At 71.1% G+C, this 20,187-nt stretch carries 18 protein-coding genes; 9 read left to right on the top strand and 9 right to left on the bottom strand.

Features of this window, described 5'->3' with window-relative positions; all coding sequences use genetic code 11:
• Together F563_RS0118905 and F563_RS0118910 are read right to left on the bottom strand one after the other, a co-directional pair.
• A partial coding sequence (locus F563_RS0118905; RefSeq protein ID WP_026299718.1) for an IS630 family transposase occupies positions 1 to 940 on the bottom strand: 940 nt, incomplete at its 3' end.
• A gap of 56 nt (positions 941 to 996) precedes the next feature.
• Positions 997 to 2,031 carry a histone deacetylase family protein gene (locus F563_RS0118910; protein ID WP_019016266.1) on the bottom strand — a complete coding sequence of 345 codons (1,035 nt, stop codon included), beginning with the start codon at positions 2,029 to 2,031 and terminating at the stop codon, positions 997 to 999.
• Between the two features lie 109 nt (positions 2,032 to 2,140).
• Here F563_RS0118910 and F563_RS0118915 point away from each other — a divergent pair, with 109 nt between their 5' ends.
• Genes F563_RS0118915 through F563_RS0118950 form a run of 8 tightly spaced genes read left to right on the top strand, consistent with a single transcriptional unit; the run spans position 2,141 to position 11,577 of the window.
• Positions 2,141 to 3,748: an ABC transporter substrate-binding protein gene (locus F563_RS0118915; protein WP_019016267.1), complete on the top strand. Its 1,608-nt coding sequence runs from the start codon at positions 2,141 to 2,143 to the stop codon at positions 3,746 to 3,748.
• A gap of 18 nt (positions 3,749 to 3,766) precedes the next feature.
• On the top strand, positions 3,767 to 4,750 hold the full coding sequence (locus F563_RS0118920) for an ABC transporter permease (RefSeq protein ID WP_019016268.1): 984 nt from the start codon (positions 3,767 to 3,769) through the stop codon (positions 4,748 to 4,750).
• Complete coding sequence (locus F563_RS0118925; protein ID WP_019016269.1) at positions 4,750 to 5,598, top strand: ABC transporter permease; 849 nt, start codon at positions 4,750 to 4,752, stop codon at positions 5,596 to 5,598. Before F563_RS0118920 ends, F563_RS0118925 begins: the two co-directional genes overlap by 1 nt.
• Complete coding sequence (locus F563_RS0118930) at positions 5,595 to 7,199, top strand: ABC transporter ATP-binding protein (RefSeq protein ID WP_019016270.1); 1,605 nt, start codon at positions 5,595 to 5,597, stop codon at positions 7,197 to 7,199. The genes F563_RS0118925 and F563_RS0118930 overlap by 4 nt, the downstream gene beginning before the upstream one ends.
• Positions 7,200 to 7,203: 4 nt before the next feature.
• Positions 7,204 to 8,493, top strand: a complete 1,290-nt coding sequence (locus F563_RS0118935; RefSeq protein WP_019016271.1) for an ArgE/DapE family deacylase — start codon at positions 7,204 to 7,206, stop codon at positions 8,491 to 8,493.
• Entirely contained in the window at positions 8,493 to 9,722 is a 1,230-nt protein-coding gene (locus F563_RS0118940; protein ID WP_019016272.1) for a Zn-dependent hydrolase, read from the top strand. Before F563_RS0118935 ends, F563_RS0118940 begins: the two co-directional genes overlap by 1 nt.
• A 2-nt stretch (positions 9,723 to 9,724) precedes the next feature.
• Positions 9,725 to 11,194: a M81 family metallopeptidase gene (locus tag F563_RS0118945; RefSeq protein WP_019016273.1), complete on the top strand. Its 1,470-nt coding sequence runs from the start codon at positions 9,725 to 9,727 to the stop codon at positions 11,192 to 11,194.
• Positions 11,194 to 11,577 carry a DUF4870 family protein gene (locus tag F563_RS0118950; protein WP_019016274.1) on the top strand — a complete coding sequence of 128 codons (384 nt, stop codon included), beginning with the start codon at positions 11,194 to 11,196 and terminating at the stop codon, positions 11,575 to 11,577. Before F563_RS0118945 ends, F563_RS0118950 begins: the two co-directional genes overlap by 1 nt.
• On the opposite strand, the gene F563_RS0118955 is transcribed toward F563_RS0118950, so the two are convergent.
• Genes F563_RS0118955 through F563_RS0118970 form a run of 4 tightly spaced genes read right to left on the bottom strand, consistent with a single transcriptional unit; the run spans position 11,578 to position 15,247 of the window.
• Positions 11,578 to 12,507 carry a sugar kinase gene (locus F563_RS0118955; RefSeq protein ID WP_019016275.1) on the bottom strand — a complete coding sequence of 310 codons (930 nt, stop codon included), beginning with the start codon at positions 12,505 to 12,507 and terminating at the stop codon, positions 11,578 to 11,580.
• Positions 12,504 to 13,124, bottom strand: a complete 621-nt coding sequence (locus tag F563_RS0118960; RefSeq protein WP_019016276.1) for a bifunctional 4-hydroxy-2-oxoglutarate aldolase/2-dehydro-3-deoxy-phosphogluconate aldolase — start codon at positions 13,122 to 13,124, stop codon at positions 12,504 to 12,506. The genes F563_RS0118955 and F563_RS0118960 overlap by 4 nt, the downstream gene beginning before the upstream one ends.
• On the bottom strand, positions 13,121 to 14,098 hold the full coding sequence (locus tag F563_RS0118965) for a C-terminal binding protein (protein WP_026299721.1): 978 nt from the start codon (positions 14,096 to 14,098) through the stop codon (positions 13,121 to 13,123). Before F563_RS0118965 ends, F563_RS0118960 begins: the two co-directional genes overlap by 4 nt.
• A 54-nt stretch (positions 14,099 to 14,152) precedes the next feature.
• Complete coding sequence (locus tag F563_RS0118970; RefSeq protein ID WP_019016278.1) at positions 14,153 to 15,247, bottom strand: hypothetical protein; 1,095 nt, start codon at positions 15,245 to 15,247, stop codon at positions 14,153 to 14,155.
• Between the two features lie 207 nt (positions 15,248 to 15,454).
• On the opposite strand from F563_RS0118970, the gene F563_RS0118975 reads away from it, so the two are divergent.
• Positions 15,455 to 17,029, top strand: coding sequence for an ABC transporter substrate-binding protein (locus F563_RS0118975; RefSeq protein ID WP_019016279.1), 1,575 nt, complete (start codon positions 15,455 to 15,457; stop codon positions 17,027 to 17,029).
• Between the two features lie 3 nt (positions 17,030 to 17,032).
• Here the strand turns inward: F563_RS0118975 and puuE are convergent, their stop codons facing one another.
• The 3 genes from puuE to F563_RS0118990 form a co-directional block, all read right to left on the bottom strand.
• Complete coding sequence (puuE, locus tag F563_RS0118980; protein WP_019016280.1) at positions 17,033 to 17,965, bottom strand: allantoinase PuuE; 933 nt, start codon at positions 17,963 to 17,965, stop codon at positions 17,033 to 17,035.
• Positions 17,962 to 18,813, bottom strand: a complete 852-nt coding sequence (pdxY, locus tag F563_RS0118985; RefSeq protein WP_019016281.1) for a pyridoxal kinase PdxY — start codon at positions 18,811 to 18,813, stop codon at positions 17,962 to 17,964. Before pdxY ends, puuE begins: the two co-directional genes overlap by 4 nt.
• Before the next feature lie 75 nt (positions 18,814 to 18,888).
• On the bottom strand, positions 18,889 to 20,166 hold the full coding sequence (locus tag F563_RS0118990; protein ID WP_019016282.1) for an ABC transporter substrate-binding protein: 1,278 nt from the start codon (positions 20,164 to 20,166) through the stop codon (positions 18,889 to 18,891).
• Positions 20,167 to 20,187 lie beyond the last annotated feature (21 nt).

A 20,187-nucleotide genomic window follows, 5' to 3' on the forward strand; every position in this document is an offset into this window, starting at 1 on the left:
GACGTCGCTTGGTCAGCGTGGCGAACAGGCCCTCGACGGCGTTGATCCAGGAGGCCGAGGTCGGCGTGAAGTGGACATGGAAGCGCGGATGCCGGGCCAGCCAGCGCTTCACTGCCTCGGTCTTGTGGGCGGCGTAGTTGTGCCGCTTCGCGTCGCCTTTGGCTCCGAGGATCAGGTGCAGGTCGAGCTCCGCCGGGGTCTGCTTGTCGATCAGGCGGAGGAAGCGGATGAACTCGGCGGCACGGTGGCGGAGCATGCACTGGCCGATGACGGTGCCCGCCTTCACGTCGAGGGCGGCGAACAGCGTCGTCGTGCCGTGGCGCTTGTAGTCGTGCGTCATGGTGGCACCCCGGCCGCGCTTCATCGGCAGCCCCGGCTGGGTGCGGTCGAGCGCCTGGATCTGGCTCTTCTCGTCCACCGACAGCACCAAGGCGCGATCGGGCGGATTGACGTAGAGGCCGACGATGTCGCGGACCTTTTCGACGAACTTCGGGTCGTCGGAGAGCTTGAAGGTCTCGACCCGGTACGGCTTCAGGCCGTGCTCGCGCCAGATGCGGTGGATGGTGGACGGCGCCAGGCCGCTCGCCTTGGCCATCGAGCGCAACGTCCAGTGCGTCGCCGCGGGCGGGTCCTCGTGCAGCGTGCGCTCGACCACCGCGGCGATCTGCCCGGGCGAGACGGCGGCGAAGGCGCGGCCACGCGGGGCGTCCCGGAACAGCCCGTCGGCGCCGTCCCGCATGTAGCGCGCCTGCCAGCGCCAGATCGTCGGCTTGCCTTTGCCGGTCGCCGCGCGGATCGCCATCGTCCCCGCACCGTCCGCGCTCAGCAGCACGATCCGTGCCCGCCACACATGATGCTGCGGGCTCTTGCGGTCGGAGACCACGCCCTGGAGCCGCTCCCGCTCGCCCGGCCCAAGCCGGACCTCAATGCCTTCCCTCATGCGCCCAGACTCGCAGGTCCAGGCCAGCATGGGAATCGTCAACAGCGATCAGACCACTAGGCTGCCCATCCCGCCAGGAACCGGCCGAGCAGCCGCCCGAGCGCGGCCACCGCGTAGCCGCCCTCCTGGGTGATCACGGTGGGCAGGCCGAGCACGGCGGCGGCCCGGGCCGCGCGGGCGAAGCCGTCATCGCTGATGCGGAGCGAGCCGAGCGGCTCCTCGACCGACGGATCGAAGCCGAGCGCCAGCACCAGCGCATCGGGGCGGAACGCGCGGATCGCGGCGATACCGGTGCCGATCGCCTCGAGCCAGGGTCCGTCCTCGGTGCCGCGCGGCAGCGGCAGGTTCAGGTTGCAGCCCTCGCCCGCGCCGGCACCGCGCTCCTCCGCCCGGCCGACATACCAGGGATAGAGCCCGTCCGGATCGCCGTGCACCGAGACGGTCAGCACGTCGCCGCGCGTCCAGAAGATGCCCTGCGTGCCGTTGCCGTGATGCACGTCGATGTCGAGCACGGCCACACGCGCGGCCCCGCCGCGCCGCAAGGCCTCGGCGGCGATCGCGGCGTTGTTGAGATAGCAGTGCCCGCCGGCGCGCGCGGCATAGGCGTGATGGCCGGGCGGGCGCGTCAGCGCATACGCGGCACGGGCGCCGGCGAGCACGCGCTTCGCCGCCGCCTCGGCGCAGGCCGCCGCGGCGAGCGCCGAGGTCCAGGCATGCTCGCCGACCGCGCAGGCGGTGTCGGCGAGGTACCAGCCCGCCCGCGCCACCATCCCCGCACCGGGCCGCCCGCCCTGCGCCAGCATCTCCGGCGTGGGGTGGATGTTCGGGATCATCTCCTCGCCCGCATCGGGCAGCGCCCGCCAGCCCGCGTAGCCGTCGCGCAGGAAGGCGAGGTAGTCGGGCGCGTGGACCGTTTCCACGAGGGTTCGATCCGCGGGCGGAGGCTCGATCGGGCTGAGCCCTGCCTGCCGCACGGCGTCGAGCAGGGCATGCGCGCGTGCCGGCACCTCGAAATGCTGCGCGACGCGGCCGCGCAACAGGAAGAAGCGCGGATCATGCCGCATCTGGTCGGGATGGAAGAACACGTCCATGCCGCGACGCTAGGTGCCGCTCGCCGCGACGGCAAGGCCCGCTTGCCGCGGCTTGCGACCGCGCGTTAGCCTTGCCCTGAGGCAACGAACACGAACGGGAGCTTCACCGATGACCGATCCGCGCCTGACCGCGCTCGGCCGCCGCAGCCTTCTCGCGGGCGCCGCCGCCGCACCCGTGCTGATGACGCTCGACCAAGCGCGTGCGCAAGGTGTCGCGCCGCGCCGCGGCGGCACGCTGACCACCATGCTGACCCCCGAGCCGCCGGTGCTCGTGCTGGGCGTGAACAACCAGGGCCCGACGCTGGTCGCGGCCAGCAAGATCTACCAGGGCCTGGTGAAGTTCTCGCCTACGCTCGAGCCGCTGCCGGAACTCGCGAAGTCCTGGTCCGTCTCGGAGGACAAGCGCACCTACACCTTCGAGCTCCAGCCGAACGTCAAGTGGCATGACGGCCGCCCCTTCACGGCCGAGGACGTGCGCTTCTCGATCATGGAGTTCCACATGCAGCTGGCACCGCGCGCACGCGGCGTGTTCCAGCGCATCACGGACGTCAGGATCAACAACGACCACAGCATCAGCTTCACGCTGAACGCGCCGTTCGAGCCGTTCCTGCTGATGTTCGACGTCACCGCCTGCGCGATCGCGCCCTCGCACATCTACAAGGGCACGGATTTCCGCAACAACCCGGCGAACGCACGGCCGATCGGCACGGGTCCGTTCCAGTTCGTCGAATGGCAGCGCGGCAACTTCATCCGCATGCGCCGCTTCGACGACTACTGGAAGCCGGGCCAGCCCTATCTCGACGAGATCATCTACCGCATCATCCCCGACAGCCAGTCGCGCCGGCTCGCGCTGCAAACCGGGCAGGTGCAGCTCAGCCAGGCGAACGACATCGAGCCCTTCGACATCCCGCAGTTCGAGACCCTGCCGAACACGCAGGTGGTCAAGACCGGCTGGGAGTATTTCGCGCCGCTCTCGTGGATCGAGGTGAACCAGCGGCTCGACGTGCTGAAGGACGTGCGGTTCCGCCGCGCGATGGCGCATGCGATCGACCGCAACTTCATCGCCCAGAGGCTCTGGTTCGGTACCGCCAAGGCGGCGACCAGCCCGATCGCCTCCGGCACGCGCTTCCACGACCCGAACGCGCGGCTGCCGGAGTTCAACCCGCGCGCGGCCACCGCGCTGCTCGACGAGATGGGGCTGAGGCCGAACGCGCAGGGCGTCCGCCACAGCGTGAAGCTGCTGACGCTGCCCTATGGCGAGGTGTGGACGCGCCTGTCCGAGTACCTGCGCCAGGCGCTGCGCCAGGTCGGCATCGACGTGACGCTGGAATCGACCGACGCCGGCGGCTGGGTCCGACGGCTCGCCAACTGGGAATACGAGCTCACGGTGAACTTCGTCTACCAGTTCGGCGACCCCACGCTCGGCGTGGCGCGCACCTACATCAGCAGCAACATCCAGAAGATCGCCTTCACCAACACCTCGGGCTACAGCAACCCGGAGATCGACCGTCTGTTCGACGAGGCGCAGGCCGAGCCGGAAACCGCCAAGCGCGCGGAGATCTTCAAGCAGGTGCAGGCGAAACTCATCGCCGACATGCCGCTGATCTGGACCATCGAGCTGTTGTTCCCGACCGTGCATGACCGGCGGCTCAGGAACGTGATCCAGCTCGGCACGGGCGTGCACGCCTCCTTCGACGACGTGTTCTTCGCCGCCTGAGGGGCGCGCGAGAGGGCAATGGGGGCAGAGCGGCTTCTTCGGTTCCTGGCCCAGCGACTGGTGAAGGCGGCGATCGTCGTGCTGGCGATCGTCGTCTTCCAGTTCGTGCTGATCCGCCTCGCCCCGGGTGATCCGGCGAGCGTGATCGCCGGCCAGTCGGGGGCCGCGGATGCCGAGTTCATGGCACAGCTGCGCGCGCAGTTCGGCCTCGACCGGCCGATGCACGAGCAGCTCTGGATCTACGTCAAGGGCATCCTGACGCTCGATCTCGGCTTCAGTCATCGACAGCAGCTGCCGGTCGCGACGCTGATCTGGGACCGGCTGCCGGCCACCCTGCTGCTCACGGGTGCCGCGTTCCTGTTCGCGATCTCGGCCGGGGTGGCGCTTGGAGTCGCGGCCGCGCGGCGGGTCGGCCGTCCCGCCGACAGCGTCATCACCGTGATCGCGCTCACCTTCTACGCCACACCGATCTTCTGGGTCGGGTTGCTGCTGGTGCTGATCTTCTCGGTCTGGCTGGAGTGGCTGCCGTCCTTCGGCATGTACACGGTCGGGGCCGACCTCACCGGCCTCGCCTATGCGCTCGATGTCGGACGGCACCTGATCCTACCCGCGATCACGCTCGGCCTGTTCTTTCTCGCGATCTATGCACGGCTCGCGCGCGCGTCGATGCTGGAGGTCGCCGACCAGGACTTCGTGCGCACCGCCCATGCCAAGGGCGTGCCGGAGGGGCGCATCATCCGGGCGCATGTGCTGCGCAACGCGCTCCTGCCGGTGATCACCTTCGCCGGCATCCAGGCCGGACAGCTCGTCGGCGGCTCGATCCTGGTCGAGACCGTGTTCGCCTGGCCCGGCATCGGCCGGCTCGCCTTCGATGCCCTGCTGCAGCGCGACTACGCCGTGCTGCTCGGCGTGTTCTTCTGCACCGCGGTGATGGTGGTCCTGTTCAACCTGATCACCGACCTGCTCTATGCCGTGATCGACCCGCGCGTGGAGGTGGCGTGATGGCCGATTTCTGGCGTCGCTTCCGCCGCAACATCGGCGCCGTGGTGGGTCTGGTGATCCTCGTGCTGGTCGGCCTGACGGCGGTTCTGGCGCCGATCGTCTTCCCGTTCAGCCCGTGGGAGATGCGCGGCGTGCCGTTCATGCCGCCGGGCGAGATGGGCTTCCTGCTCGGCAGCGACTCCCTCGGCCGCGACGTCGCCGCCGGGATCGCGCACGGCACGCTCGTGTCGCTGCTGGTTGGTGGTGTCTCGACCGTCGTCGCGCTCGCGATCGGCATCACGCTCGGCGCGGTCGCGGGCTACGCCGGCGGGCGCGTCGATGATGCGGTGATGCGTTTCACCGAGTTCTTCCAGACGATCCCGTCCTTCGTCCTGGCCGTGGTGCTCGTCGCGATCTTCACCCCCTCGATCACCTCCATCGTCATCGCGATCGCGATCGTCTCCTGGCCGCCGGTGACCCGCGTCGTGCGCGCCGAGTTCCTCAGCCTCCGCTCGCGCGAGTTCGTGCAGGCCGCCGAGGTGCTGGGGCGATCGCGCATCGCCATCATGCTCACCGAGATCCTGCCGAACGCGCTCTCGCCGATCATCGTCCTCTCCTCGCTGATGGTCGCGACCGCGATCCTGCTCGAAAGCGCGCTGTCGTTCCTCGGCCTCGGCGATCCCAACCTGATGTCCTGGGGCTTCATGATCGGCGCGGGCCGCTCGGTGATCCGGCTCGCCTGGTGGATGAGCGTATTCCCCGGCATCGCGATCTTCCTCACGGTGCTGGCGCTCAATCTCGTCGGCGAGGGCCTGAACGACGCGCTCAATCCGCGGCTCGCGCGCCGGCGCGGCATGGTGGTGACGTGAGCCTCCTCTCGGTCGAGGGGCTGACGATCGCGCTGCCGCCGGGCGGCGAGCGCGCGCACGCGATCGAGGACATCTCGCTCCATCTCGATGCGGGCGAGATCCTGTGCGTGGTCGGCGAGTCCGGCTCGGGCAAGTCGATGACGGCCTCGGCCGTGATGGGGCTCGTGCCGCCGGGCCTGCCGATCGTCTCGGGCCGGATCGTGTTCGAGGGCACCGACCTGCTGCGCCTCTCGGCCGAGCAGATGCGCGAGCTGCGCGGCCGTCGCCTCGGCATGGTGTTCCAGGAGCCGATGACCGCGCTCAATCCCCTGATGACGGTGGGCGATCAGATCGGCGAGGTGTTCCGCGTGCATGGCGAGACGGGCGATGTGCGGGGCCGCGTGCTGCGGCTGCTGGAAGACGTGCGCCTGCCCGATCCGCCGTCGCTGCTCGGAACCTATCCGTTCCGGCTCTCGGGCGGACAGCGCCAGCGGGTGATGATCGCGATGGCGCTCGCCCTCGGCCCCTCGGTGCTGATCGCCGACGAGCCCACGACCGCGCTCGACGTCACGACACAGATGCAGATCCTGCGCCTGATCCGCCAGTTGCAGCAGGAGAAGGGCACGGGCGTGCTGTTCATCACGCATGATTTCGGCGTGGTCGCCGAGATCGCCGACCGCGTCGCCGTGATGCAGCACGGGCGGATCGTCGAGCAGGGCCCGGCGCGCGCGGTGCTGAACGCGCCGCAGCACCCCTACACCCGCGCGCTGATCGACGCCGTGCCGCACGGCACCGCGCGCGCGACCACAAGCGCCAGCGAGGAGGTGCTGCGGCTGGATGGCGTGCGCAAGACCTTCCGCCGTGGCGGCGGACTGTTCAAGCGCGGCAGCGCTGTCGTGGCAGTGAAGGATGCTCGGTTCTCGCTCGCCAAGGGCGAGACGCTGGGCCTGGTGGGCGAGAGCGGATCGGGCAAATCCACGCTCGCGCGCTGCGTCGTCCGGCTGTTCGAGCCCGACGGCGGCAGCATCGCCTTCCACGGCACCGATCTTCTGCGCCTCTCGCGTGCGGCCATGAAGCCATACCGCCAGCGCATCCAGATGGTGTTCCAGGACCCCTACGCCTCGCTGAACCCGCGCCGCAAGGTGGGCGACATCATCGCCGAAGGCCCGGTGACGCACGGCGTGCCGCGCGCGCAGGCGATCGCCAAGGCGAAGGACCTGCTGCGGCTGGTGCAGCTCGATGCCGGCGCGCTCGACCGCTATCCGCACGAGTTCTCGGGCGGACAGCGCCAGCGCATCGGGCTCGCGCGCGCCCTCGCCCTCGACCCCGAGCTGCTGATCGCCGACGAGCCCGTCAGCGCGCTCGACGTGTCCGTGCAGGCGCAGGTGCTCGCGCTGCTCGATGACATCCGTCACCGGCTCGGCCTGACCATGCTGTTCATCACGCACGACCTGCGCGTGGCCGCCCAGGTCTGCGACCGGATCGCGGTGATGCAGCAGGGCGAGATCGTCGAGCTGGGCGACACGGCCCAGGTTTTCGGCAGCCCGCGCCACGCCTATACACGTGAACTGCTCGACGCCATTCCCGGCAAGCACTGGATGCCGCCGCGCCAGGCGGCCTGAGGCCATGACACCACTCGATCCCGGCGCCAAGCGCGCCATCCTCGACGCCTGTGCCTCGCTCGAGGCCGAGGCCACCGCCCTGCTGGGGCGGCTGGTGCAGTTCGACTCCACGCTCGGCCGCGAGGGGCCGTGCCTCGACTTCGTCGCCGACGCCCTCGCGTTGCAGGGGCTCGCGGTGCAGCGCGTGCCCACCGAGCCCGATCGGTTGAAGGATCACCCCGGCTTCTCGCCGCCGCTGATCCCCTATGCCGGGCGCGACAATGTCGTCGGCCTGCATCGCCCGCGCGCGCCCAAGGGCCGGTCGCTCGTGCTCCAGGCGCATGTCGATGTCGTGCCGTCCGGGGCGGTCGAGGAGTGGACCACCCCGCCGTTCCAGCCGGACGTGCGGGGCGGGCGCATCTATGGCCGCGGCGCGGGTGACATGAAGGCGGGCCTCGTCTCCAACACGATCGCGCTGAAGGCGCTGAGACGGGCGGGGCTCGCCCCGGCCGCCGAGGTGCAGGTGCATGCCGTGATCGAGGAGGAGTGCACCGGCAACGGCGCGCTTGCTGCGATGCTGGCGATGCCGAAGGCGGATGCGGTCATCATCCCCGAGCCTGGCCCCGGCTACGAGGCGATCTACACCGCCGAGGTCGGCGTGGTCTGGGCCTGGGTGACGGTCACCGGGCGGCCCGCGCATGTGCGCGACATGCAGGCCGGGGTGAACGCGATCGAAGCGGCGATGGCGGTGGCCGCGCGCTTCAAGGACTACGAGGCCGAGATGAACCGCGCCGAGCGCGTCCATGCCGCGTTCCACGGCGTGAACCACCCGGTGAACGTGAATCTCGGCACGGTCGAGGGCGGCGAGTGGAACTCCTCCGTTGCCTCGAAGTGCCGGATCGGCCTGCGTGTCGGCGTCATGCTCGGTTACACGGCGAAACGGGTGAAGGCCGATATCGAGCGCATCGTCGCCGAAGCCGCAGCCGATCCCGCGTTGCGCGGCGCGAAGCTCACGCTCTCCTGGGGCGGGTTCATGGCCGACGCTTGCGCCTTCGACCGGTCGAGCCCGATCGCGCAGCTCGCCGAGCGCTGCTTCGCCGAGGTCGGCGGCGGCAACCTGCGCGCCTATCCGGCCACGGGGCTCACCGACGGGCGGTTCTTCGAGCTCTACCAGGGCACGCCCGTGGCGGTGTTCGGCCCGGACGCCGAGAACATCCACGGCATTGACGAGAGTGTCGGCATCGCCAGCATGCACGCGATCACGCGCACCATCGCGCTGACGATCGCGCACTGGTGCGGCACGGAGACGGCATGATGGACAACCTGCCGATCAGCGGCGAACGCCTGTGGGACAGCCTGATGGAGATGGCGCAGATCGGCGCCACACCCAAAGGCGGCTGCAACCGTCAGACGCTGACCGATCTCGATGGCGAAGGCCGGCACCTACTCCGTCGCTGGTGCGAGGCGCTCGGCCTCACCATGATGGTCGATCGCGTCGGCAACATGGTGTTCCGCCGCGAGGGCACCGATCCCGCGCGCAGGCCGGTCGCGATCGGCAGCCACCTCGACACCCAGCCCACGGGCGGCAGGTTCGACGGCGTGCTCGGCGTGCTGGCGGGGCTGGAGACGCTGCGCGCGATGCACGAAGCGGGCGTGCGGACACGCGCGCCCATCCTGCTGATCAACTGGACCAACGAGGAGGGTGCGCGCTTTGCGCCGCCGATGATGGGCTCGGGCGTCGCGGTCGGGGTGTTCAGCGAGCAGGAGGTGCTCGCCAAGACCGACCCCGCCGGCGCGGTGTTCGGCCAGGAACTCGCCCGCATCGGCTGGCGGGGCGAGGCCGATCCCGGCTGGGCGCGCGATCTCGCCGCCTGCTTCGAACTCCACATCGAGCAAGGTCCGTACCTGGAAGCCGAGGGCGCCGTGATCGGCGTCGTCACCGGCGCCTCCGCCCAGGCCTGGTTCGAGGTGACGGTCGAAGGCGCGGAGGCGCATGGCGGCAACGGCATGGCGATGCGTCGCGACGCGCTGGTCGCCGCCTCTCTCATGATCGCCGCGGTCGAAGGGATCGCGCTGGAACACGGCGGCAACGGCACGGTCGGGCGGCTGACGCTGCACCCCGACAGCCGCAACGTCGTGCCCGGACGCGTCTGGTTCACGGTCGATCTGCGCCACCCGAGCGAGGACACGCTTGCGCGCATGGCGGCGACGTTGCGTGCACGGATCGGTGCGATCGCCGCCGCGCGGCGTGTGACCGCCGCGATCACGCCGTTCTGGTCGTTCCCCGCGACGCCGTTCGACCCCACCCTGGTCGGCCGCGTGCGCCGAGCGGCGCAGGCGCGCGGCTATCCCTGGCGTGACATGGTGACGGGGATCGGCCACGATGCCGTCTATGTCGCGCGCGTGGTGCCGACCTCGCTGATCTTCGTGCCCTGCCATGGCGGGCTCAGCCACAACGAGGCCGAAAGCATCACGCCCGAGTGGGCGGAAGCGGGCTGCCGGGTGCTCGCCGATGCCGTGCTCGCCACAGCGGAGATCGTCTGACCATGCGCATCGGCATCGCCGGTCTGCAGCACGAGAGCCACTCCTTCGCGCCCTTCCCGGCCGACCTCGCCGCGTTCGAGAAGCCGGGCGGATTCCCGCCCCTCTCGCGCGGGCCAGCGATGCTGGACGCGATCGCGGGCACGCGCGTCCCGGCGCAGGGCGCGCGCGAGGTCGCGGCGGCCGAAGGGCACGAGATCGTGCCGCTGGCCTGGGGATTCGCGATGCCCTCCGCGCCGGTCACCGCGCACGCCTTCGACACGATCGCGGGCTGGATCGTCGAGGACGCCGCGGCGGCGATGCCGCTGGACGGGCTCTATCTCGACCTGCATGGCGCGATGATGGTGGAGGGGGCGCCCGACGGCGAAGGCGAGCTCCTGCGCCGGCTGCGCGCCCGGCTCGGATCGCGTCTGCCGATCGCCGCGAGCCTCGATCTGCACGCGAACGTCACGCGGGCGATGGTCGATGCCGCCGATGTGCTGACGGCCTATCGCACCTACCCGCACGTCGACATGAAGGAGACCGGCGCGCGGGCGATGCGCCTGCTGCTCGATCGCCTTGCCTATGGACGCGCCTATGCGCGGCGGCACGTGCCGATCGACTTCCTGGTCCCGCTCTCGGCGCAGTGCACGCTCGCGAGCCCGATGCGCGAACTCTACGAGGCGATCCCGACGCTGATCGAGCAGACCGGGGCGGTCGATCTCTCGCTCTGTCTCGGCTTTCCCTACTGCGACTTCGCCGGCTGCGGCCCGGCCATCACCGCCTATGCCGTCAGCGAGGAGGCGGCGGAGGCCGCCGCGGCGCAGCTGCGCGCGACCTTCGTGGGGCGGCGCGCCGAGATGGTGCAGCGTCTGTGGTCTCCCGAGGAGGCGGTGCACTACGCCAAGGCGCATGCGGCGCTCGCCGGACCGCCGATCGTGCTCGCCGACACCCAGGACAATCCGGGCGGCGGCGGCCATGGCGACACGACGGGGCTGCTGCGCGCGCTGGTGGAGGGCGGCGCTGGCGGCGCCGTGATCGGTGTCATCAATGACGCGAGCACCGCCGCCGCCGCGCATGCCGCCGGCGAAGGCGCGACGCTGGACGCGGCGCTGGGCGGGCGGAGCGACGGCGTGCCGTTCTCCGGCCGGTTCACGGTGCAACGCCTGGGCGACGGCCGCTTCACCTGCACCGGCCCGATGACGCGCGGCAACCGCGCCGATCTCGGGCCCTGCGCGCTGCTCGAGACCGGCGGCGTGCATGTGCTGGTCGCGAGCCGCAAGATGCAGGCCTACGACCAGGCGATGTTCCGCCATCTCGGCGTGGAGCCCGCGACGCTGCCGATCGTCGCGCTGAAGTCCTCGGTGCATTTCCGTGCCGACTTCCAGCCGATCGCGAAGGAGGTCCTGGTCGTGGTCGCGCCCGGCCCGGTGGTCGCCGACCCGTCCGCGCTGCCGTTCCGCAACCTCCGCCCGGGCCTCGCGTTGTCCCCCTGATGGCCGGATCGGTCCCGCGCAGCAGCGGCGCGCTGCCGCCCAACGACGCCGAGCGGCGCGCGCGCACTCTCGTGCTCGCCGTCTACATCCTCTACGGCGTGGGCTTCATCACGGGGCTCGCGTTCATCGTCGGCGTGGTGATCGCGCATCTCAAGCGCGACGAGGCGCCCGCGTGGCTGCGCACGCATTTCACGTTCCAGATCCGTACCTTCTGGATCAGCCTGTTCTGGGGCGTGATCGGCGTGCTGAGTGCGTGGCTTCTGGTCGGGTTCCTGTTCCTGGCCTGGGGCTTCGTGTTCGTGCTGGTGCGCACGGTGAAGGGGTTCCTGCGCCTGAACGATGACAAGCCGATCGAGAACCCGGAGAGCTGGGGCTTCGGCTGATCAACCGCCGAGCAACGCCTCGACCGCGGCGCGGCGCGGGATCGGCGCGACCGCGCCGTAGCCGGTCGTGGACAGGGCGGCGGCGGCATTGGCGTAGGCGAGCGCCGCTTCGGGCGCATCGCCGAGCACGATGCGCGCGAGGAAGGCGCCGCAGAACGTGTCGCCCGCGCCGGTCGCATCGACCGCCACGACCGGGTGCGGGGCAGCGCGCACCATCGTGCCGTCGGCGGTGGCGAGCAGCGCGCCATCGCGCCCGCACTTCACCGCGACGATCCGCGGACCGAGCTTCAGATAGCGCTCGGCGATCGCCCGCGGATCGGCGAGGCCGGTGAGCGCCTCGGCGTCCTCGCGGCTCGGCAGGGCGATGTCGCTCATCGCGATCGCCTCGTGGATCACTGCGCGGGCCCGGGCCGCGGGCCAGAGGCGCAGGCGCAGATTGGTGTCGTAGGCGACCGTGACGCCTGCGCCGCGCGCGATCTCCATGGCACGGAACACGGCATCCGCCGCCGAGGCGCTGATCCCCTGGCTGATGCCGGAGGCGTAGAACACCCGCGCCGCGCGGATCGCCGCCTCGGGCAGCATCGCCGGCGTATAGCGGCTGGCCGCGGAGCCCGTGCGGTAGAAGGTGAAGTGGTGCCCGCGCGCATCGTGATCGACGAAGTAGACGCCCGTCGGCGCGTCGGGATCGCGGATCACCGTCGCCGTGTCCACGCCCTCCTCGGCCCAGAGACGCATGAACGCATCACCCGCCCAGTCCGTGCCGATGGCGGTGACATAGCCCGTGCGCACACCCTGGCGCGCGGCCGCGATCGCCGCATTGGACGTATCGCCGCCGAAACCGCGCAGATAGAGCACGCGGCCTGACCCGTCCTCGGGCTGATGGTTGAACTCCAGCATGGGTTCGCCCATGCACAGGATGTCGACGCTCACGCGGCGAGTGCGGCGCGCGCCGCCTCCTGCACGGCTGCCTTGTCGCCGGCCGCGATCAGCGTCTCATCGACCAGCTTGCCGCCGATGCCGACGAACGAGGCGCCGGCATCGAGATAGGCGCGCAGGTTCGACGGATCGACCCCGCCCGTGGGGCAGAACGGCACCTCGGGGAAGACGCTGCGCAGCGCGCGGATATGCGCGGGCCCGCCCATCGAGGCGGCCGGGAAGATCTTCACCACGTCGGCGAACCCTTCCAGCGCCTCAACCACCTCGTCGGGGGTGAGTGCCCCGAGCATGACGAGCGCGCCGAAGCGGCGCCCGGCCGGCACGATCTCGGGTTCGTTCCAGGGGCAGACGATGAAGCGGGCCCCCGCCTCGCCGCAGGCATAGGCCTCGGCGGCGGTGCGCACCGTGCCGGCGCCGACCAGAAGCGCAGGATCGCGCGCGAGCTCGGCGATCAGCGCCGTCGCGTTCGGCACGGTGAGCGTGATCTCAAAGGTGGTGAACCCCGCCTCGCGCAGCCACGCGACGGCGGTGCGCGCGGCCTCGTGCGAACGCGTGCGCACGACCGGAACCACCCGCGCCTCGATCAGGCGCGGCAGCAGCGGATGACTCATGCCGGAAACGGACCCTTGTTGACCTGGTTGAGCGGCTTCTCGCCGCGGAGCACGCGCGCGACCTCCTCGGCCGCCTGACGCTGGAGATCGGCGATCGCCTCCTCGCTGTACCAGGCGGCGTGGTCGGTGAGCACCACGTTCTCGAGCGCGCGGAGCGGGCTGTCGGCGCGCAGCGGCTCCGGTGCGTAGACGTCGAGCCCGGCGGCGCGCAACCGCCCCTCCGCGAGCGCGGCGGCGAGCGCGGCCTCGTCCACCAGCGCGCCGCGCGCGGTGTTCACCAGGATCGCGCTCGGCTTCACCTGGGCGAGGAAGGCGCGGCCGACGATGTGGTGGGTCGCGTTGGTGGCCGGTGCGTGCAGACTGATCACGTCCGACTCGCGGGCGATCCGGTCGAGGCTTGCCGGCTCCGTGCCCTCTGGCAGCGATTTCAGGAACGGGTCGTGCACGAGCACCCGCGCGAGGCCGAGGGCGAGGGCCTTGCGGTGCACGGCCGCGCCGATCCGGCCGTAGCCGATCAGCCCGAGTGTGCCGCCGCGCAGGCGGTAGACCTTGCGGTCCATGGGCACGCCCCAGGCGCCCGCCCGCACGCGCCGGTCGGCCTCGACGATGCGTCGGGCGGCGGCGAGCATCAGTCCGATCGCATGGTCGGAGACCTCGTCCGTCCCGAAGCCCGGGACATTGCAGACGGGAATCCCGCGCGCGGCCGCGGCCGCACCGTCGATGTTCTCGTGGCCCACGCCGTAGCGCACGATCACCCTGGCCCTGGTCGTCGCGATCGCCTGTGCATCCACCGGGCTCTCGCGCACCAGCACCGCGTCGGCCTCCGCCATGGCCGCGCGCACCGCCTCGGCATCGCCGCGACAGGGGCGCAGGACGAGCTCGGCGCCGAGCGGCGTCAGCACCGCCTTCTCGGCCTCGTAATGGGCGTATCCATCGTCGAGCACGACGACGCGTCGGGGGGTCTGTTGCGTCATCCCGGCCTCGGCCTTCCCTGCCGATGCCGGGTTAGCACGGAGATGCCACGCCTGTCAGGTCGGCGGCACGCCCGCGGCGCGGCAGGCCGACCGATCGCCCTCGGCGATGAAGCGCAGCAGGCAGTCGCCGAAACGGTCATTGAAGGCGGGCGCGGCGCCCGCGCCGTGGCCGGCGAGCCCGGCGGGCCGCTCGATCACGACCGCGCCGCCGTTGCGCCAGGCGAGCGCGCGGCGCATCGCGGCCGCACTGGCGGCGGGGTTGGGCAGCAGCGGATCACCCTCGAACATCACCGCGACGATCGGCGCGTCGGCGTCGCGCACACCCGCGAGCAGGGCATCGAAGTCGAGCAGGTCGCGCCGCCCGTCCGGGGCGACGTAGTAGCCCGCACCGGCGATCGCAATAACGCCGTCGAGCAGCCCGGGCGTGTCGAGCGCGGCGAGCGCCGCCCAGCCGCCGGCCGACTGGCCGGCCGCGATCACCCGGTCATAGCCCCGTTCGGTGCGCAGCCAGCGCGCGGCGGCCCGCAGCGTCTCATCGGCGAAGGACAGCACCCGGTCGTAGTTGCGGTCCGCGCGCGGCTCGCGCAGCAGCAGCCAGACGTCGAAGCCGGCATTGTTGAAGCGCTGCACGAAGGGCTGCGGCATGCGCGCCTGCGGCGAGGCCGGCTCGCCGCCGCGGCCATGCGTCCACAGCACTGCGCCGCGCCCGGACGGCCCGTGATGCAGCGTCCCCGGCGGCACGAACAGCATCCAGCCTGGCCCGCCGGTTCCTTCGGGCGGCGGATCGTCGGCCGCCGGCTCGCCGTCCCACACCACCGCCTGGTCGCGCGCATAGAGGCGGCACGGCCGGTTCCGGTTCGCGCGCTGGCAGCCGGCCAGCGCCCGGTCGACGGCGACGCCGGTGCTGGGCGCGCCGGCCGTCCAGGCGATCCCGCCGGCCTCGCCGATCGCGAAGGCGCGCGGCGCGGGATAGGTGAGGAACCGGGCGTAGACCGGCCGCGCCTCGGGGCTCGGCAGGGGCACCGCGTCGAGGTCGAGCACGGAGACGCGCGGTGGCACGTCCGGCTGGCCCGGCGGCGCGACTGTCTGCGGCACCGCGCAGGCGGCAAGGCCCAGCAGCGCGGTGAGCATGGCGGGCAGGCGGCGCATGGCTCAGACATACGCCAGGTGCGCGGCACGGCAAGCCCCGCGGGCATCTCCTCGCTTCCGTCATGTCCTGACGCGCTGCTAGGCTGCCCTTCGGCGGGGGCGCCATCCCGCCCAACGTCCCGGCCCGCCGGGCGACTGCCAGCCGCATGTGCCGTCCGCACCGGTCCGGATCCGGGAAACACCGACTGCGCCAGAGGAGGCCGTCTGATGCTGAAGCGCCGATCCCTGCTTGCCGCCACGACAGCCGCGGCACTCGCCCGCCCCGCGATCGCCCAGCGCGCGGCGGCGAGCGTGCTGCGGTTCATTCCGCATTCGAACCTCGCCGCGGTCGATCCGGTGGCGACCTCGGGCTACATCGTCCGCAACTACGGGTTCATGGTCTACGACACGCTCTACGGCGTGGACACCGAGTTCCGGCCCAAGCCGCAGATGGTCGAAGGACACCAGCTCTCGGCCGACGGCAAGGTCTGGTCGTTCCGGCTGCGCGAGGGGTTGAGGTTCCACGACAACGCGCCCGTGCGCGGGGTGGACTGTGTCGCCTCGATCCGCCGCTGGGGCGCGCGGGACACGATGGGCCAGACCATCATGCGCATCGTCGATGACATCCGCGCGACCTCGGACCGCGACTTCGAGATCCGGCTCCAGCGCCCCTTCCCGCTGATGCTGGATGCGCTGGGCAAGCTCTCCACCCAGGCGCTGTTCGTCGTGCCCGAACGTGTCGGCACCTCGGATCCGATGGTGCCGAACACGGAGACGGTCGGCTCGGGCCCGTTCCGGTTCGTCCGCGAGGAATGGGTGCCCGGCAGCCGCGCGGTGTTCGCGAAATTCGACGGCTACGTGCCGCGCAGCGAGCCGCCCGACGGGGCGGCGGGCGGCAAGCGGGTGCTGGTCGAGCGCGTCGAGTGGCACATCATCCCCGACCCTGCCACGGCCTCGGCGGCGCTGCAGACCGGCGAGGTCGACTGGTACGAACAGCCGGCCTTCGACCTGCTGCCCACGCTCGCGCGCAACCGCGACATCCGGATCCAGATCAGCGATCCGATCGGCTCGCTGGCGATGATCCGCTTCAACCACCTGCATCCGCCCTTCGACAAGCCGGCCGTGCGGCGCGCGGTGATGATGGCGGTGAACCAGACCGACTACCTCGCGGCGATCACCGGCAACCCGCAATACGCGACCCTCTGCCGCAGCTTCCTCGTCTGCGGCACGCCGATCGGCAAGGACCAGGGCGAGGCCAAGATGCCGGCCGATCTCGCGGCCGCACGCCGGGCGCTCGCCGAGGCCGGCTACGCCGGCGAAACGGTGGTGATCATCAGCCCGACCGACATCCCGGCCACGCACACGATGGGTCAGGTCACGGCCGATCTGCTGCGCCGGCTCGGCATGACCGTCGATTTCGTCGCGACCGACTGGGGCACGGTGCTGGCGCGCCGGGCGAACCGCAACCCGCCCGACCGCGGCGGCTGGAGCATCTTCCACACCTCCTGGGCCGGGCCGGATGTCGCGACGCCGGTGATCCACCTGCCGCTGCGCACACACGGCGCGCAGGCCTGGGCGGGCTGGCCGACCGATCCGGTGCTGGAAGAGCTGCGCGACAGGTTCATGGACACGGCGGATGCCGACCAGCAGGCGGCGCTGATCGCGCAGATCCAGGCGCGCGCGTTCGAGACGGTGCCGTTCGTGCCGCTTGGCCAGTTCCAGCAGCCGACCGCGTTCCGCCGCACCGTGCAGGGGATCGCGAAGGCGCCCGTGCCGTTCTTCTGGGGCGTGTCGAAGAGCTGAGCGTCATCCCGCCGGGTGGGTCGCGCGCCAGTGCCGCGCGATCTCCACCCGGCGGCAGAGCCACACGCGGTCGTGCCGCTGCACGTGATCGAGAAAGCGGATCAGCCCGGCGAAGCGCCCCGGACGCCCAACCAGCCGGTTGTGCAGCCCGACGCTCATCATCTTCGGCCGCCCCTCCAGCCCCTCGCGGTAGAGCACGTCGAAGGCGTCGATCAGGTAGCGCGCGAAGTCCTCGCCGGTGTTGAAGCCCTGCGCAACCGCGAAGCGCATGTCGTTGTTGTCGAGCGTGTAGGGCACGATCAGTTCCGGCTTGCCGTTGACCCGCTCCCAGTAGGGCAGGTCGTCGGCGTAGGAGTCGGCGAAATAGAGGAAGCCGCCCTGCTCCGACAGAAGCCGCTTGGTGTTCGCCGAGAACCGCCCCGTGTACCAGCCGAGCGGGCGCGATCCCGTCACCACCGTCTGCAAGCGGATGCTCTCGGCGATGTCCGCGCGCTCGGCATCCTCGGGCATGTCGCGGTACTCGATCCAGCGGCACGCATGCGAGGCGATCTCCCACTCGGCCTCCACCATCGCCGCGGCCGCCTCCGGGTTGCGCGCGAGCGCCATCGTCACCGCATAGACCGTGAGCGGAATGCCGCGCGAGGTGAACAGCCGGTGGATGCGCCAGAACCCGGCACGGCTGCCGTACTCGTACTGGCTCTCGACCGAGAGCGCGCGCTGGCCCACCAGCGGCTGCGTCCCCACCACCTCGGTCAGATACGCCTCCGAGGCCGCATCCCCGTGCAGGATGCAGTTCTCGCCGCCCTCCTCGTAGTTCAGCACGATCTGCACCGCGATCGCCGCACCGCCCGGCCATTGCGGATCCGGCGGGTTGCGGCCGTAGCCGACCATGTCGCGCGGATAGCCGGACGTGCGGGGATCGTAGGGATTGGTCATGGCAAGCGCTCCGGGGTGAACAACCGCGAGGGTGCCACAAGTTCCGCCTGCGCGGCGATCAGCGCCATCTCCTCGCGTCCCGCCTTGACCGTCGCCGCGAGCACCCCATGGAGCGACGAGACCGCGCGGGCGAGACACTCGGCGAGCGGCAGTCCCGCGAGCGTGTGGACCAGGAACAGCGCGGCGATCACGTCGCCGGTGCCGCGGCCGAGGATCGGCAGCAGCGGCGCACGCACCCGGTACGCCCCCTCGCCATCGAGCGCCAGCACGTCGATCGCATCCGCGGGCGTATCCTCGACGTGCAGCGAGGTGACCAGGATGCGCTTCGGCCCGCGCGCCATCAGCGCGCGCGCCGCGTCGCGCAGCGCGCCGAGCGCGCGGGTCTGGCGCCCCGTGAGCCAGTCGAGCTCGAAATGGTTCGGCGTCAGGATGTCGGCCGCCGGTACGCAGCGATCGCGGAAGAACTCCGGGATGCCCGGACGGACGAACACGCCACGCCCGACATCGCCGATCACCGGATCGCAGCACCAGAGCGCACGCGGATTGGCGCGGATCAGGCGCGCATGGGCGTCGAGCACCGCCTCGCCGATCGCCGCGTCACCCATGTAGCCGGTGAGCAGCGCGTCCGTGTCGGCAAGCGCGCCGCGATCCTCCACGCCGGCGACGACGTCGCGCACGAGCGCCGGGTCCACCACCTGGCCGCGCCAGGCGCCATAGCCGGTGTGATTGGAGAACAGCACCGTATGGACGGCGACCACCTCGGCGCCGAGGCGCTGCATGGGGAACACCGCCGCGGCGTTGCCGGCATGGCCGTGCGACACCCAGGACTGGATGGACAGGATCTTCACCAGGCACTCCCGAACAAGGACGAGCGGGGGGACGACGCTCGTCCCCCCACACCCCCCTGCACTACCGCCCCCGGGCTAGGCCAGCAACGGCTGCACCCGGCGCACCAGATCGTCCATCGCCTGCTGCGGCGTCTTCATCCCGAGCACCGCCGCCTCGGCCTCCTCCTTGAAGAAGTCGCCGGCGCGCGCCGCCTGGTCGAAGGCGGGCATCGGCACGCGCGCCACCTTCAGCACCGCACGCTCGGCATCCGCATAGGGCACGCGGGCACGGATGCGGGGATCGTCATAGGTGCTGTTGCGCACCGGGCCGTTGCCGTTCAGCGCCGCCTTCAGCGTGTTCTCGCGGCTGACCATCTCCTTCATCAGGCTCCACGCCCGCTCCTTGTCGCGCGAGGCGCGCGGGATCGCCATGCCCCAGAACTCCACCTTCGCCGGGGCCACCTCGAACTTGCCGGACAGCTCGCGGCTGACCGGAATCGTCGTGGTCTTGATCCTGCCGGGGAACTGCGACCGCTGCGGATCGTTGTAGATCTGGTTGCGCCCCATCGAGTTGATGATCAGCGCCGCGCGGCCGTTCTGCATCCAGACATTCACCTCCTCGGTGCTGATGCCGGCGAAGTTGCGCGGGAAGGCACCGGCGACGAACAGTTCGCGCAGCAGGGTGATCGCATTCACCATCGGCTTCTCGTTCGCCACGCACCTCATGTCGGGCGTGATGAACTCGCCGTCCCAAGCACGCGCGATGTCGATCACGTTCGGATAGGTCACGCCCGGCAGCAGGAAGCCGACCACCGGCGTGCCGTTGGCGCGCGTGTAGGTGCAGCGCTTCGCCACCTCCACCAGTTCCTCGATCGTGCGCGGCGGGCCGCTGATGCCGCGCTCGGCGAGGATCTCCTCGTTGTAGTGCAGCCCCGAGGAGGCATGCCGGAACGGCAGGCCGTAGAGCTTGCCGCCGATCGTCATGCCCTGGAGCATGCCGGGGAAGATGTCGGCCACGTCTTCGACCGGGTCGCGCGCCATGTACTCGTCCAGCGGCTCGAACAGCGTCGTGATGCGCGGCACGGTCTGGGTGTTCAGCAGGAAGCCGATATCGACGCTGGTCTCGCGCAGGCTCGCCTCGCGGAACAGCCGCTCCTGCAACGGCCCGGTGTCGAAGGTCACCCACTCGACGCCGATGCCGGTGCGCTGCGACCAGGCCTCGGTGATGTCGCCGCCCTGCGTGCCGGTGGCGACCGTGCGGTGCACGCGGTGCGCATAGATGTTGAGCCTCTGCGCCTGGGCCCGCGCGCCGCTTGCGGCAAGGCCCGCGGCAACGGCGGTGGCGCCGATCAGACGGCGACGGCTGATGGTCATGGCGTTCTCTCCCCTCACGGT

Origin of the sequence: Elioraea tepidiphila DSM 17972, assembly GCF_000378465.1 — a bacterium.
In the GTDB taxonomy this organism is placed as follows: Bacteria; Pseudomonadota; Alphaproteobacteria; order Acetobacterales; family Acetobacteraceae; genus Elioraea; species Elioraea tepidiphila.

Bases quoted from the DNA above. Each gene is read 5' to 3' on its own strand.
- F563_RS0118910 (WP_019016266.1), bottom strand. From the start codon at position 2,031: ATGGACGTGTTCTTCCATCCCGACCAGATGCGGCATGATCCGCGCTTC.
- F563_RS0118915 (WP_019016267.1), top strand. From the start codon at position 2,141: ATGACCGATCCGCGCCTGACCGCGCTCGGCCGCCGCAGCCTTCTCGCG.
- F563_RS0118920 (WP_019016268.1), top strand. From the start codon at position 3,767: ATGGGGGCAGAGCGGCTTCTTCGGTTCCTGGCCCAGCGACTGGTGAAG.
- F563_RS0118925 (WP_019016269.1), top strand. From the start codon at position 4,750: ATGGCCGATTTCTGGCGTCGCTTCCGCCGCAACATCGGCGCCGTGGTG.
- F563_RS0118935 (WP_019016271.1), top strand. From the start codon at position 7,204: ATGACACCACTCGATCCCGGCGCCAAGCGCGCCATCCTCGACGCCTGT.
- F563_RS0118940 (WP_019016272.1), top strand. From the start codon at position 8,493: ATGGACAACCTGCCGATCAGCGGCGAACGCCTGTGGGACAGCCTGATG.
- F563_RS0118945 (WP_019016273.1), top strand. From the start codon at position 9,725: ATGCGCATCGGCATCGCCGGTCTGCAGCACGAGAGCCACTCCTTCGCG.
- F563_RS0118950 (WP_019016274.1), top strand. From the start codon at position 11,194: ATGGCCGGATCGGTCCCGCGCAGCAGCGGCGCGCTGCCGCCCAACGAC.
- F563_RS0118960 (WP_019016276.1), bottom strand. From the start codon at position 13,124: ATGAGTCATCCGCTGCTGCCGCGCCTGATCGAGGCGCGGGTGGTTCCG.
- F563_RS0118965 (WP_026299721.1), bottom strand. From the start codon at position 14,098: ATGACGCAACAGACCCCCCGACGCGTCGTCGTGCTCGACGATGGATAC.
- F563_RS0118970 (WP_019016278.1), bottom strand. From the start codon at position 15,247: ATGCGCCGCCTGCCCGCCATGCTCACCGCGCTGCTGGGCCTTGCCGCC.
- F563_RS0118975 (WP_019016279.1), top strand. From the start codon at position 15,455: ATGCTGAAGCGCCGATCCCTGCTTGCCGCCACGACAGCCGCGGCACTC.
- puuE (WP_019016280.1), bottom strand. From the start codon at position 17,965: ATGACCAATCCCTACGATCCCCGCACGTCCGGCTATCCGCGCGACATG.
- F563_RS0118990 (WP_019016282.1), bottom strand. From the start codon at position 20,166: ATGACCATCAGCCGTCGCCGTCTGATCGGCGCCACCGCCGTTGCCGCG.